A 14,976-nucleotide genomic window follows, 5' to 3' on the forward strand; every position below is an offset into this window, starting at 1 on the left:
ATATGAGTAAACATCCGATGACCGTATTGGGTGCAGAAGCACTTAAAGAAGAATTGCAACGCTTAAAATTTGTGGATCGTCCTCGCATTGTTGAGGCTATTGCTGTAGCAAGGGCTCATGGTGACTTGAAAGAAAACGCTGAATATCATGCTGCTCGTGAACAGCAAAGCTTTAATGAAGGGCGCATTCAAGAGCTTGAGGCAAAATTGTCGAACGCACAAATAGTCGACATCAGTAAACTGCCAAACAATGGAAAAGTGGTTTTTGGCGCTATAGTTACCGTATGTCATGTGGCAACTGATGCTGAACTGACTTATCAAATTGTTGGCGAAGATGAAGCCAATATTAAACTGAATAAAATATCATACAGTTCACCTATAGGCCGCGCTCTGATTGGTAAAGAATTAGATGATACGGTCACTGTAACCACGCCAGGTGGTTTAGTGGATTATGAAATTATTGATGTGCAGTATAGTTAATTTAATAGTTGGGCGGTAGAGCCCGGTTGTAGCGAAGCGTAATCCGGGCTCAAGGTTTGAATCAGGTTTCGATCCCGGGTTACGGCTGCGCCTTCACCCGGGCTACATCTTGCATCCCTTAGGGTTGAACAACTTCTTGCTGGATCCCACCGACTACCCATTCTTTATTGGTTCCAAATTGACGGAAATGCCAAATTTCATCTAACTGAATGGCCGGGTCGTCATTTTCTTTAATCGTTCCAGTAAAACGAACACTGGCTATAGTGGAATCGAATTGTTTTGAAACATCGAGTAACTCTGCATTTAAATTAATTACTTCTGTTTTATTAGGTGCATCGCCCCGCTCATCCAGTTGCATTTTGATTTCTCCAAATACTTCGGGAGCAGTAAAAGCAGTTAAATCTTGCAGGTTTTTTTGATCATAAGCGGCTTGAAGGCGGATAAAACATACTTTCGCGTCGCGTAAAAAATTCTCGGGAACAAAGCCTGTTGGATATTCTGAAATATTATTATTGCCATAGCTCCCGCTGCTGTTAGCGAAAGGTTGAGTAAAATTGTTAAATGAATTTTGTCTGAATGCGCTGGCACCCGCTGATTGTATGCCAGGCTGCATTCTTCTACGAAAGAAACTGACAATGAAAAATACTGCTGCTCCAAGGATTAGCCAGGTTATTATTCCAGTGCCTAAGCCATGTCCCATGAACAGACTTGCCAGTAAGCCACCTACTAAGAGTCCGCCTAGCATTCCGCCCCATTTATTTCCAGTCGATCTTTGTCCTAACGATGCAGTATTTTGCGCTTTATTCGATGAAAAAAGACTGCTTTGTGAACGTTGGACACCAAAGCTTCTGCCTCCGCCAAAGCGTTTGGCTGATGCTTCATTGACTACCAAACCGAATGACAGCAATGCTATTAGTAAACATGAAAAAAGATTACGCATTTGACTAGCCCCTTCTTTATTAAGTCTCCATAGTATAACCGAACCAAAACGAAGTTGCTTGCGATCTATTATGAATAAGAATCTATTTATTGTGAAAAGAATCGTCAGCATGGATATATACCCAAGCTTTTAGGCCCGAAGCAAGCTGAACGCTAACCCGTTTGTAATCGGCTACTTCATATTTATCCGCTTCTTTTATCTCCTTTTGACTGACATTAAATACCATACCTTTTACTGTATCAGAGGGGTTGCCAGTATAAGTAATAATAGGGTGGGTACTCTCTCCACTGGTGGCGATAACTTTGGGGTCCTTAATTTCAACCGTAGATAATTCAAATCCAGGCAGGATGTCCTTATTTCCTTCCAATTTACGGCCAAAACTGGCAAGTTGTACGGCCTCATATTGTAAGGTCCCATAAGAAAATAACTTTTCAGTAGTATTCGTATTCATGACTAATTACTCATAAAAATAGAAAAGAATATAGTATTTTAACGGTTTTGTTAGGTGGTGTTAATCAATTCATTTAATGGCGTCAACTTAAAGGAACCACGTCACCAGGGTATGCCCCGGATTACGGATTTAATCAGATTTCGATCCCGGGTTTCGGCTGCGCCTTCACCCAGGCTACACTCTACATTCCTTAAGTTGACGCTATTACGTGGATAAGGCTAATTGAACATCTAAACGTTAAATTTTATTACGTGAAATTACTCCAGATTTGTTATACTTGCCCTACCTCATCCGTGATGAAAATAAATAATGCAGCCAGGTCGTAATATTGTTGCCTGTATCATCGGGAATATTCTGGAATGGTATGAATTCAGTTTATTTGCCTATCTGTCCCCCATTATTGCTCATTTGTTTTTCCCTAGTCAAAATGAAGTAATCAGTTTGTTATCGGCGCTTCTAGTATTCGCTGCCGGATTTGTTATTCGTCCCTTAGGGTCAATTTTTCTAGGGCATCTTGGCGATCGTTTTGGACGTGCAAAGACATTAAAAATAACTATTTTTCTCATGTCTATTTCTTCGGTACTAACGGGATTTTTGCCTACCTATCAACAGATTGGAATAGCAGCACCGATATTACTTATGGTGTGTCGTTTACTGCAGGGGTTTTGCATTGGCGGTGAATTTGCAGGATCGATGATTTATTTATCTGAGTCAGCGCCGGGTAAACACCGCGCGCTGATCAGCAGCATGGCTAATAATGGATCCAACATCGGGGTATTAATTGCCGTAGTTGCCTGTACGATCATGAGTGGTTTGCTGAATAATCATGATTTATCCCTCTTTGGTTGGCGTATCCTGTTTATTTCAGGAGGAATATTAGGAATTATTGGGTTATGGCTAAGGCGGGATCTTGCCGAATCAGAAACCTTCCTCCAATTACAAAAAAATATCAAAGAAGCGTACTTTCCCCTAAAGTATGTATTTCGTCACCAACGTCAGCGCATGGTGCATGTCATCTTATTATTATTTATTAGTGCCTGTGGCAGCTATACTTTAATGGGTTATATTTCTACTTATCTCCATGAGTTTTTGGGTTTGTCTCTTAATCAGGCCTATCAGATGCAGACTTTGTTCATTATTTTATCCTTGTTATTTCTGCCTTTTTTTGCTTATATTTCAGATAGAATAGGCAGGAAACCTGTTTTACTTTTCTCAACGGTTGGTTATTTAATTTTTACACTACCCGTTTTTTGGTTTCTTCAATCAGTTCAGGTTTGGTGGGTATTATTGCCTTTGGTTATTTTTTACAGCGCAGAACAGGCAGTAACTCCTGCGGTTATTGTTGAAATGTTTCCGGGAAAAGGACGTTATACTGGCATCTCAATGGGATATAACATTAGTATGGCGTTGGTGGGAGGATTTTCCCCGGCAGTGAACACTTATTTAATTCATTATTTTAATAACAATATGATGGTTGCTTATTACGTTTTCTTTTGCGCTTTTGTTTCGTTGGTTGTTATCTTAAAAAACTTACCTGAAGAGTATGGGGCAAAGAATAGTTTAACAATGGCGTAAATGACTTAGTTCTATGACGGAGTAGAGCAGATTATTGCCTTAAGAAACGTCATCCAGAGCGAAGCGAAGGATCTCTCAAGTTTGGCACATGCCTATTTCAGGAGATCCTTCGTTGCAAACTCCTCAAGATGACGGAAAGCGGCTTAAGTCAGTGGCAGTGCTTCTCAGGTCCACTGCCACGTCATCCAGAGCGAAGCGAAGGATCTCCCAAGTTTGGCACATGCCTATTTCAGGAGATCCCTCGTTGCAAACTCCTCGGGATGACGGAAAGTGGCTTAAGTCAGTGGCCGTGCTCCTCAGGTCCACTGCCACGTCATCCAGAGCGAAGCGAAGGATCTCTCAAGTTCGGCACATGCCTATTTCAGGAGATCCCTCGTTGCAAACTCCTCGAGATGAGGGAAAGCGCAGTGAAGCAGAGGCTTCGGAGAGCCTCTTGGCGTTGAGATGATAAAAACTAAAGACTTAAATTAAATTTCAAGTCATCATCTTCAGCTTTACTCGCAGACACAACTGATTGGAATAAATTATTATGGGGGCTAAATTTTGAAGCCGTGGGATGATAGCGGAGAGGAAAAGCAAAAAAGCGAGTGATTTCGGCAAACAGTCTTTCGTTAAGTTGTTCATCGGGTTTTAGAGAGAGTAATGGTTTTAATCCCTGGTTTAATTTCACAAGAGCCCGCTCAGAAGAGTTTTCTATCATTGCCTCAAGCTGTAACACTTTGGACTTATCGCCGTTCATTAAAAGTGAGAATGCCATCACAATATTCCCATATAAATTACAGTCTTCAACAAAGTGATCTAACTCGGTTATAACACGACAATAGTTGAGTATGCCCTCCAATTCAGCGATAAACTCTTCCTCTGGCGGATTCTGACTAATAAGTTTCTTCAGTAGCTCTTCATTTGTCTGCATTACTTTGGGGTAATCCTTATGAGGATAAGGATGTTCTGTATCATACAAATGATAATATACCTCTAGTAGGGTCATGAGCAGGCTGAGTTTTTTAGATAAGTCCATAACGGCCTGAACATTGTTCCAATCAAGATTTTTAATTGATTCCTCAATTGCCTGAGGACTGAACGCGGATTGATTTAACACTGGAAAAGCCTTAAATAGAGGATGGGGTTTTTCCTTAAAAGAACTAAAATTAATTAAGAGACTCGCCAGAATATGGTACCTATCAAAATATTCATCGACATCGCTTGGGAACTTTCCGTTAATTGCGTTATCGCATATTCTTTGAGCCCAAGTATTAAATTCCTGGGAAAAATTTTCTTTTAAAGAGAATACCTTGTTTAATTGCAGGTATAATTTACTTATATGTCCCATACACGCATACTGTTGATTAAATGAGCGGGCAAATGAAGGCAATTGCTTCACCCACTGGTCAAATGGCATGTCTGCTTGACGCTTAAGAGCCTCATTCATGTTCCAGAGCAAGGATGCTTTATTGTCTTGAATTGAAGTATTTAAAATATCACTGACATTTCGTTTAAATTCCCTCATTTCCTCACAAAATGAAACGTCTTCTGTCGTCAATTGGATGGGTAATTGATTCAGATACATGTCAAAAAATTTATGCCATGCAAGGGGTAAAGGGTAGAACTCTCTTAAGGGCGTAGTGACTTGCTCGTTGCGAAGCAATAAACGAACACAGGCATTAGTATCGTACTCTCTGAATAAATCAAAACGGATCAAATTGTAAATGTATCTGCTTTTTATTGCGGGACTTTGTTTGGCAGATAGAGTATTAAATCGCTCCATTTCTTCCTTACTTGTCCTAAAGCGTAACTCTCGAAAATGTTTGATCCATTGCCTGAGAGTAGTGCGTTTACTTTGTCCTTCTAGCTCTTTTTGCGCAATGATGGAATCCAGCGGTTGTTCTACCCAATTTTTCAGTTCTTCAGCAGTTACTCCTTGTTTCTTTTCGGGTTGTACTGGTATTGAAGCCGAACTTGTACTATTTGCCGATAGCTCACTGTTGTTTTTTTGAACGTGAATTAATACTTCTTTAAATTCATTTAAGGCCTCCTCACGTGATATTCTTTGTTCTCTATCATCACAGAGCATCCTTTCAATTAAATGGGTCAGTTGCTGCTTGGTCGATGGATCAAAATCCATGCGGTCAAATATACCGGCAAGATTAGGTTTTTTTAAATCGGCTAACATCTCTTTATTATTTAATGAATCTCGCGATGGGGCACCAGCGAGCTCGGCTATTGTCACATATAAAGCATATAAATCAGTTTGAGTATTATAGGTGATGGGAGTATGGCTGAGAGCGGCAAGAAGCATTTTACTGTCCCAGACCAACATGTTTCCGTGGCAATATGAGGTACGATAACTATCGTCTTTCATGGTGGTTTTAGCAAAACCCATATCAACGGCGGTGACCGTCCATTTGTTTTCTTTCCACTCGGCCATAATATTTTGTGATTTCAGGTCACAGTGAACAATGATTTTTCCTTCATGTTTTCCTGAGCGTACGGTTTGATGAATTTGCTGGGGAATGTCTTCTAATAAGGCACAAGCAAGAGACAAAAACTGTTCTCCACTTAGTTTGTTAACATAGATGTGCAGCGGAAAACCAGGCGCGCGATTCATGTGTAAGTAAGAGGCGCGTTCTTCTTTTATTAATCCATAACGCATGCCTAAGGTGGGCAAGTGACTTCCTAGATAATGTTCTCTGTTCGCTGCTCGAACAAACCAGTTGGGTTTGTTGGGTTTATCAGGAAGGCCATTTTGATTTGCATAGATCTCTTTGACGACATAGCCCCCCTTGGGATCAAAGACAGGCTCTCCATGGTTTGAAATAATGGATTTAACAACGGATAAAATACAACCGAATTGCCCTCCATCCTCAGCTGTAGGCTCCACGATGTCCAGGCGATATTCTGGTGACTTTAAATCCGGATCAGAATTATCGATGAATTGAAATACAGGTAGCGTTAATGCAAAGGATGATTCTCCCCCCATGCCATCATCTAAGGTATAGACTTCATAAGCGTGTAATCGGCCGGGGTTTGTACCGTGTTCTGATTTCATCAGGGCGACAACGGTTGGGATATTTTTTGATAATGTTGGGTTTAATAGCTGAACTTTAGGCATAATTCTCACTTATAGCTGTATATAAAAAACAAATAGTGGGCAACATCATACCATGTCTGTTCATTCTAATCGATTTTTTCAAACTGTAATTTGGATAAGGTGAAAAAATTTTACACTTTTTGTCGGTTAAAAAAGATACGGAAATGTTACTTTTTTTATTTATTGCATTTACATTGGCTCTTGATATGATGCTTAAGGGTGTTTAATTAAAGGGACGTAATGTATGAGTAAACTAATAAAAATAGCAGTCTTTTCTTTATCTTCTTCACTTGTTTGTGCCAGTCAAGTTACTTTAAAAGGTGAGGTTGACGTTCATATCACTCCTAATAAGCAAACAGGGGGGGTGCAGCAATTGAAATTCCGCTTACCAAAATACGAGTTATCTGCCAGTGCCAAATCTTATTTGCATGACCAGTTAGCGCAATACCCCAAAAACTCAATCAATTCGGCTGCTTTTTCTTCAGAATTACCGTCAAAAGTTAAAGTAGGCATGCAACTGACTCCCGTGTTGGATCAGGGATATCACGGAAGTTGTGTTACCTTTGCCGTAACTGCTGCGTTAGATGCTGCCTTAGGCGCTGGCGATTATATTAGCCAATTATGTAATCTCGAATTAGGCAGTTATTTAGCAATTCATGACAAAATAAATGCAAGTGGCTGGAATGGTTCTTCCGCGCCCTGGGTTCTGCAACAAATCTCTGATTACGGCATTATCAGTCAGAATTATCAAAAACTGAATGGTTGTGCTGGTGTGAGGCAATATCCGTTACATAATGAGACTGATGAAGGAACGCCTATGGCGGAAAGTGAATTCCTCGCCCACAGTATTCCACTGTCTAATTTAATCAGCTGGGAAGCATTATTATCTGATGAGGAATCTTTATCGTCTCAAGTCAATATGAATCAGGTTATTTACCAAATTAAAGAAGAATTGGCCAAAGGTAATCGTCTGAATGTAGGAATGTTGCTGGATATCAATTACGGTGATGCTGGAGCAGTAGGCACTAATCGGGCATTTAATGACACCTGGATGTTAACCCCCGAAATCGTAACCGATGCAATGAACGGTGACATTTATGCGGGACATGAATTAGTCATCACCGGATACGATGATAATCTGGAAGTGACCGATAATAATGGTCATATTAATCGAGGCGTATTTACCTTGCGTAACTCTTGGTCGAGACTGGCCGGAGATTCTGGGGATTATTATGTTTCTTATGACTATCTGAGATTTTTAGCCTTGGAAGTCATGGCCATTCGGATGAAAGCTAAAGCAGCTTAGTAACTGTCATCACGAGGATAAACGTCATCCTGAGGATGAACGCCATGCGAGCAAAACGTTATCCCGAATGTTACAACGTCATCCCGAACGCAGTGAGGGATCTCCTGGCATGAGCACTGTGCCTGGCATTTGGAGGTCCCTCACTGCGTTCGGGATGACGGAATACCGTTCGGGATGACGGTGTACCGCTCGGGGATGACAGTATACTGTCGAGGTGACGTTTTCTGTTACTGGCTTGATGATTCTCAGGGTAAATAATAATAAGGGTTAGGTAACTTAAATCCTTTTTTGGCGTACCCGCCACGAATATCGCTGCACTGATCACCTATTGATGCAATAATTGTATAGCCTTGCTTGCTTATCATTGCTCGTGCCTGTGATTTAAAAGGAATAATTGATGAGGCCGAATATTTATTAGGGCGCAAATAGAGACCAGTCCAATTTTTGTATCCCGCCCTAGCTAAATTTTTTTCAGTTGCGGCGCGCTCTGATTCGGTTCTTCCGGTGACGAAAAACACCTTGACCCCATGATTTATCGCATCTTGATAAAGCGCTAACATGGGCTTTATTACAGGGGAGTCAGCACCCAGGATTTCTTTATGAATCTCTTCACGTGTGCCGGTAAAATCGTGTTTCACCATTTTATCATAATTGGATAAGCTGGTTTCATCGATATCTAATACCAGTGCCAGTTTTTGCTGTTCTTTTTGTTGGGCATTGAATCGCGCTTCTTGAATAATGTATTGATGGGCCTGTTGAATTTTTTTCGTCAGTTCTTGTTGATACAGTCCTGAGTCGTGATAGCGAATCAGCTCTTTTTTAACTAAAGCAAGATTGGGGGGCTCGGAATATATTGGAGCTGAAAAAACAAGGGAAAGACCGAAGGTCATTAAAACGAAAGGCAATATACTTAATCGGCGTTTCATTAGCCATCCATCAAGAGAAAAGTGGTTGCATTATATAAGGATAAATCTGTTTGTCAATTGCTCATGTTGACTTTAACTATTGCAGAAATTATGAGCACCAAACCCTAAAATAGTCATCCCTCTCTTCCTCAGTTATAATAGGCGATTATTATTCCTATGTCGCCATCAATATGCATCTGAAGCAATTGAAATTAGCTGGTTTTAAATCGTTTGTCGATCCCACCGTGGTTCATTTTCCCAGTCAATTGGTGGCTGTTGTTGGCCCTAATGGTTGTGGCAAATCAAACATTATTGACGCCGTGCGTTGGGTTATGGGGGAAAGTTCCGCTAAAAATTTGCGGGGCGAATCCATGACTGATGTCATTTTCAATGGTTCATCTAATCGTAAACCTGTTGGTCAGGCATCAGTTGAGCTGGTATTTGATAATAGTTTAGGCCGCTTGACGGGGCCTTTTGCCAGTTACGGTGAAATTGCGGTGAAGCGGATTGTCACGCGGGATGGGGATTCTTCCTATTATTTAAATGGCAGTCGATGCAGACGCAGGGATATTACCGATATTTTTTTGGGCACCGGGGCTGGGGCTCGAGGTTATTCAATTATTGGTCAAGGGACTATTTCACGCCTGATTGAAGCCAAGCCTGAAGAATTAAGAGCCTTTCTGGAGGAGGCAGCCGGCGTTTCAAAGTATAAAGAGCGACGTCGTGAAACGCTGCAGCGTATCGACCATACACGTGAAAATTTAACTCGGGTTGCAGACATCAGAGAGGAGCTTGATAAACAATTACAGCGCTTGGAACGCCAGGCAAAATCTGCCGAGCGCTATACTTTGCTTAAAGAAGAGGAAAAAATATGTCGTGCGGAAATTCTTGCCCTTAAATGGCAGGAGTTTACGGCGCAACAATTAGTGAAACAACGTGAATTACAGGATTTGGCGGTACGCCATGAACAGCAACAAAGTTTATTGACGGGCTCGACTAAAGAGCGAACGCTTTTAAATGAAAAACTGCAGGATGCAAACGAGCACTCCCAGCAAATCCAGGCGTCCTTCTATCAGTTAGGTACGGAGATTGCGCGTCTCGAAGAAACAATTCAGCAACAAGAGCGCGAAAAGAAACGATTAGAACATGACAGACAACAAATGCAGGAGGATTGGCAGGTTGCTGAGGAGCAATTAAAGCAAGATAAAGAAGCTTTGCAAAACAGCCAGCAGCAGTCCCAACATTTGGAGGAAGGATTAAAACAATACAGGATGCAATTCAAAGAAAAAGAGTTGCTGTGGCAGGAGACTCAAAAGCAGCAGTTACAATGGGAAAGGCGTTGGCAAGAGGTACAAAGTGCCACCAGTACCGTTAAAAGTGAATATCAAGTTGCTCAGATTAAGGCGCAACATTTAGAACAAAGACATCAGCAAACCGTATTAAGGCTTGAAAAGTTAAGTTTGGAACAAACGGCCATTTCTCTGACAGATTTGCAGCAAACGAAACAGGATTTGGAACAAAAACAAGTTAAATTACAGGAAACGCAACAATTTGATGAGGCCCAGTTAAAGCAAGGTAATGAGAATTCGAATCTATTGCGTACTCAATTGCAGGAAACAGAGCAACAACTGCATCAATTGCAGGATGAGTTTCATCGCTTGAATAGTGAGTATGCTGCATTAACCGCTGCGCAAAAAGCTGCCAGACAAGGGAATGCGTTGAATAAGCAACCGATTAAAGAGTGGGTTGATAAACCGAAACTTATGGATATTTTCCAGGTTGACGCAGAATGGCAATCGGTATGTGAAATGGTACTGAATGATGCATTGCACTCTTATGTTCTGGATGACTTCGAAGAGTTATGGCCTCAATGGTCTGCTTGTGAAAGCCAAGGGCAAAGCATTGTGACGATGCGAGCGTTGCTAGGTAAACAGCAATCATATCCCAGACTTGCTGATAAAATTAAAGGAAGCATTCCTGCTTCAGTACCTAATCTGGAGCATATATATACTGCGGAACATCTTGAGCAAGCAATTAGTTGGTTACCTCATCTGGCAGAACACGAATCTATAGTGACTGCGAATGGTTTTTGGATAGGCAAAGGTTGGGTGAAGCTGGCCAATCCAGGAGAGCAGGATGAGCTTGGTTTATTGAGCCGACAACAAAAAATTGTTGAGTTAGCAGGCGTTGTAAGCGAATTGCAACAAAAAATTGAAGAGGTAAGAACTCAGCGCGATCAATGCCACACCCAATTACAGCAAAGTTTAAGTTATATAGAACTCTTCCAACTCAATCTTACTGCCAGTAATGAGGCGCTAAGAGGCAATATTAATGCACTCAATGTCAATGAGAAATCTATACAACATGCCGAAAGGCTTATCGCAACGATGTCCTCAGAAATTGAGGAATTGCATATTTTGTTGGAAGAAACCACAGCAGAACGATTGGAAATCACCGAAAAACTGGAGCTCTTAGAGAATCGCTCAAAAGAGTACGAGCAGCAGCAAATTCAATTTGTTAAGGAAAAAGAAATTTGGCGCGAGGACTTGGAGACCAAAAATAAAGAGATGGAAGAGACTCGTGTTTTATTACACCAGGCAGAAATGGAGTCAGATAGAGAGATCACTAAAACACAACAGTTAACTGATAGAATTCATAGAGAACAAGAACGATTGGATGTATTGCAAGAACGGTTAGAACATTTGGCTCTTCTCTGTTTACAGTCTGCTACACCGGAAACAACATTGCGTGAGCAACTGGCCGAGCAATTGATGAAGCATAACGAAGTGGAAATGCAATTGACTTTAAGCCGTGAACAATTAACGCAATTAAGGAAAGAACTTGAACATCTTGAGCAATTTACTTTAAACTATGACCTTGAAGTGAAGCGTGTGCAAGAACTTATTGCTCAAACGAGAATGCAGGAACAAGAATTGGCTGTCCGGGCAAGTTCTGTACAAGAGTCCCTTGATGAGTCCGATTTACGTGCGCAGCTTTTGTTGGAACATATTCCTGAGGGCACTACTCAAAGCATGCGCGAAGATGAGTTAATTGTCATTTCTGAGAAAATCAAACGTTTGGGGGCAATTAATCTTGCCGCTATTGAGGAGTTTGCTACCGAACAGCAGCGTAAACTTTATCTTGATGAACAATATGAAGATTTAAGTCAGGCTTTAGCTACTCTAGAAACAGCTATTGAAAAGATGGATAAAGAAACCCGCACACGACTTGAAAATACCTTTGATGAAGTGAATACTTCGTTTAAGGCGCTTTTCCCCCGGCTTTTTGGCGGCGGAAGAGCGCAGCTTGAATTGACTTGTGATAATCTGTTAGAAGCTGGTATTGTAGTAATGGCACAACCCCCCGGAAAACGAAACAGTACTATTCATTTGTTGTCCGGTGGCGAGAAAGCCATGACTGCTGTTGCATTGGTGTTTGCGATTTTTCAGTTAAATCCTTCACCATTTTGCATGTTAGATGAAGTGGATGCTCCTTTAGATGACGTAAATGTGGGACGGTTTTGCGATTTGGTAAAAGAGATGTCACAATTCGTACAATTCCTCTTTATTACTCATAATAAGGTGACTATGGAATTGGCAGATCATTTGATTGGGGTAACCATGCGTGAGCCAGGGGTGTCGCGTTTGGTTGCGGTTGATGTGAAAGAAGCTTTGACTATGGAGTAAATGATGCAGGCAAATTGGAGTTTAATTCTTAATGTCCTGTTGTTAATTGGCGTTATAGTGGCTATTGGGCGCTTAATGAAAGCGAGAAAACAGAGCTTAAATTCAGACCGATATCAGCCATCTCTGGGTCAAAAAGAAAAGAGTTTTGATGCGCAGCCTTATAATGATGATATTATTGCGGTGCGCAAGGTGAACGTAGATAATTTGTTTAATATGGAAACTGAGCCTGAGCCTGAGTCCGAATCTGAATCAAAATTATTCATTAAACCGATAATCACCTCGTCGGAGCCGCAGTTAATGCCGAAAGACGAGTTAGTAACAGAATCGAAAGAAGAGCCAAAAGCAGTAGCTTCGTCTACTTTAATGATGTTTTTGTTAGCAAAAGAAAACAGACAGTTTGCAGGATATGAACTCTTACAAACCGTTCTTGCCGCGGGTTTACGTTTTGGAGAAGGGCACTTATTTCATCGCCACCAATTTGCTAATGGTCAGGGGCCGGTTTTATGTAGTTTGGCTGCAGCGACGTCAACAGGGGTTTTTGATTTGCAAAATATAGGTGCTTTTAGCGTGCGTGGTTTATGCTTATTCATGCAAGCCTCAAAGAATCCCAGTATTGATGAAGAGCGTTTTTCTATAATGTTGGAGACGGGAAGACAATTAAGTGAAGGATTGGACGCTCACTTGCTTGATGATCAACGTAAACCACTGACTGAAGAGCGTATTGCCCGTTATCATCGTTTGCTACAAATTGAGCAAAGAGAGCTGGAATTTGCTACGGCTTAAGTAGTCCATATTTCAGGCAAGCCACTAGGTAGCCTGGGTGTGCTGCAACTGGGATAGGCGTAACTCGGCACCTTATTCATTTATAGAACATCAAAGCTCGGTTGCGTAGAGCCGTCTCGTGATTACCTCCACGCCCCGCGACATGTCCGCGGAACGTAGAGGTAGGGCTGGGATGGATTTTCAGAGATATGTATAAGATTAAGCTGCAAGCAGCCAGGCTACGCTTGACTGATCACCACTTTTCTGAAGACTTGCTCTATAAATTAAATCTTTCTTATAGCGATTCATCTTGAACTATGAGCGCTAGTGTTAGTACACTAGACTTTTAGCCTTATCTTAATACTATGAACCTAAATACCATTGCAGCCCTTCTTTCCCAATCGTGTCAGATAAATACTGATATTACCGGTATTTGTACTGATAGTCGCCAAATCAAACCTGGGAATTTATTTATAGCGATTCCGGGGGAACATTTTGATGGCCATAATTTCGTCAAAGAGGTAGAGGCAAAAGGAGCCTTGGCGGCAGTGGTTAATCATTTTATTGAGGGTGTTCAAATTCCCCAATTTATTGTTGCAGATCCATTACTGGCTTTAGCCAAAATTGCAGCGGCCCATCGGCAAGATATTTCTTGCCCAGTGATTGCTCTAACCGGATCTAACGGCAAGACCACGGTCAAAGAAATGATCGCGGCTATTCTGCCTTCTCCGTCGCACGCCACCAAGGGGAATTTAAATAACCATATTGGTGTGCCTTTAAGCGTGTTGGAATTAAATAATCAGCATCGTTATGCGGTTTTTGAATTAGGAGCTAATCATTTAGGGGAAATTGCTCATACTGTGGCCATAGTACATCCTGATGTTACTTTGATTAATAACATTGCTCCGGCACATGTTGAGGGCTTTGGTTCTATTGATGGTGTTGCACGTGCTAAAGGGGAAATTCATCAGGGCTTATCTTCTACAGGAATTGCGGTAGTTAATGATGATGATGCTTATGCTCATTTTTGGGATGATCTACTTGCAGATAAAAGAGTGCTACGTTTTTCCGCAGTTCATATTGCTGATATTTATGCTCAGGACGCAAGATTAGATTCTCATGGTCGTGGGCAGTTTTCTTTAGTGTTACCCAATGGTCGTGCTGATATTGAATTGCAGGTTCCAGGACTACATAATGTGCGCAATGCGTTAGCTGCAGCAGCTTGTTGTTATGCTGTAGGCATTTCGATTAAAGACATCCAAAGAGGTTTAAGTCATTTTGGTGGCGTAAAAGGACGTATGACCATTTTGACTGGTAAAAATCAGGCAACAATTATTGATGATACATATAACGCGAATTTACGATCTGTCTTAACCGGTCTTGAGGTGTTGGCGGCACGCTCAGGAAAAAAAGTCTTTGTATTCGGCGATATGGGTGAGTTGGGAGCATGGGCTACACAACATCACCAAGAAGTAGGTTTGGCTGCGCGTCAATTGGGAATTGATCGGTTATTAAGTTGTGGTTCATACAGTGCATTAGCCTCTGAAGCATTTGGGGACGGAGGGCATCATTGTTCCAGCCAAGAGGAGCTAGCCCAAATTGTACTCAAAGAGTTGACTTCTGATACTACTGTTTTAGTAAAAGGCTCACGTTCCAGCGCTATGGAAAAAATTGTGCATAAACTGCTTAATTGATGTTGAGTGAGTATGATATGCTTGGTCGCTTTTTGCCCCCATCATGGGGTTGCGCTTAATTTTGTGAATTGACCACAGTCTTTATTAACA

At 41.4% G+C, this 14,976-nt stretch carries 10 protein-coding genes; 6 read left to right on the forward strand and 4 right to left on the reverse strand.

All coding sequences use genetic code 11. The features are described from left to right. Positions 1–2 precede the first annotated feature (2 nt). A complete protein-coding gene (gene greA / locus LOX96_RS11710; protein WP_250422043.1) occupies positions 3–479 on the forward strand; it encodes a transcription elongation factor GreA in 477 nt (158 codons plus the stop codon). 118 nt (positions 480–597) lie between these two features. Here greA and LOX96_RS11715 read toward each other — a convergent pair whose 3' ends face one another. Further along, positions 598–1,419 (reverse strand): Tim44 domain-containing protein, encoded by an 822-nt coding sequence (locus LOX96_RS11715; RefSeq protein ID WP_250422041.1) that lies wholly within the window; start codon positions 1,417–1,419, stop codon positions 598–600. Positions 1,420–1,501: 82 nt separating this feature from the next. Continuing rightward, positions 1,502–1,870 carry a gamma-glutamylcyclotransferase family protein gene (locus LOX96_RS11720; protein ID WP_250422039.1) on the reverse strand — a complete coding sequence of 123 codons (369 nt, stop codon included), beginning with the start codon at positions 1,868–1,870 and terminating at the stop codon, positions 1,502–1,504. A 309-nt stretch (positions 1,871–2,179) separates the two neighbouring features. Here LOX96_RS11720 and LOX96_RS11725 point away from each other — a divergent pair, with 309 nt between their 5' ends. Further along, positions 2,180–3,445: an MFS transporter gene (locus tag LOX96_RS11725; RefSeq protein ID WP_250422038.1), complete on the forward strand. Its 1,266-nt coding sequence runs from the start codon at positions 2,180–2,182 to the stop codon at positions 3,443–3,445. A gap of 454 nt (positions 3,446–3,899) precedes the next feature. Here the strand turns inward: LOX96_RS11725 and LOX96_RS11730 are convergent, their stop codons facing one another. Continuing rightward, positions 3,900–6,554 carry a protein kinase domain-containing protein gene (locus LOX96_RS11730; protein ID WP_250422036.1) on the reverse strand — a complete coding sequence of 885 codons (2,655 nt, stop codon included), beginning with the start codon at positions 6,552–6,554 and terminating at the stop codon, positions 3,900–3,902. A 223-nt stretch (positions 6,555–6,777) separates the two neighbouring features. Between LOX96_RS11730 and LOX96_RS11735 the strand changes: the two genes are divergently transcribed. Beyond that, positions 6,778–7,839 (forward strand): C1 family peptidase, encoded by a 1,062-nt coding sequence (locus tag LOX96_RS11735; protein ID WP_250422035.1) that lies wholly within the window; start codon positions 6,778–6,780, stop codon positions 7,837–7,839. A gap of 245 nt (positions 7,840–8,084) precedes the next feature. Here the strand turns inward: LOX96_RS11735 and LOX96_RS11740 are convergent, their stop codons facing one another. Continuing rightward, entirely contained in the window at positions 8,085–8,765 is a 681-nt protein-coding gene (locus LOX96_RS11740) for an HAD family acid phosphatase (RefSeq protein ID WP_250422034.1), read from the reverse strand. 170 nt (positions 8,766–8,935) lie between these two features. Here LOX96_RS11740 and smc point away from each other — a divergent pair, with 170 nt between their 5' ends. The 3 genes from smc to LOX96_RS11755 all read left to right on the forward strand — a co-directional run bounded on the left by smc (position 8,936) and on the right by LOX96_RS11755 (position 14,886). Continuing rightward, the gene (gene smc / locus LOX96_RS11745) at positions 8,936–12,430 is read left to right on the forward strand and encodes a chromosome segregation protein SMC (RefSeq protein ID WP_250422033.1); all 3,495 of its coding nucleotides are present in this window, start codon (positions 8,936–8,938) and stop codon (positions 12,428–12,430) included. Between the two features lie 3 nt (positions 12,431–12,433). Further along, entirely contained in the window at positions 12,434–13,213 is a 780-nt protein-coding gene (locus LOX96_RS11750) for a cell division protein ZipA C-terminal FtsZ-binding domain-containing protein (RefSeq protein ID WP_250422062.1), read from the forward strand. Positions 13,214–13,557: 344 nt separating this feature from the next. Further along, entirely contained in the window at positions 13,558–14,886 is a 1,329-nt protein-coding gene (locus tag LOX96_RS11755) for a UDP-N-acetylmuramoyl-tripeptide--D-alanyl-D-alanine ligase (protein WP_250422032.1), read from the forward strand. Positions 14,887–14,976: the final 90 nt, after the last annotated feature.

Source organism: Legionella maioricensis, assembly GCF_023618015.1.
Taxonomy (GTDB): Bacteria; Pseudomonadota; Gammaproteobacteria; order Legionellales; family Legionellaceae; genus Legionella; species Legionella maioricensis.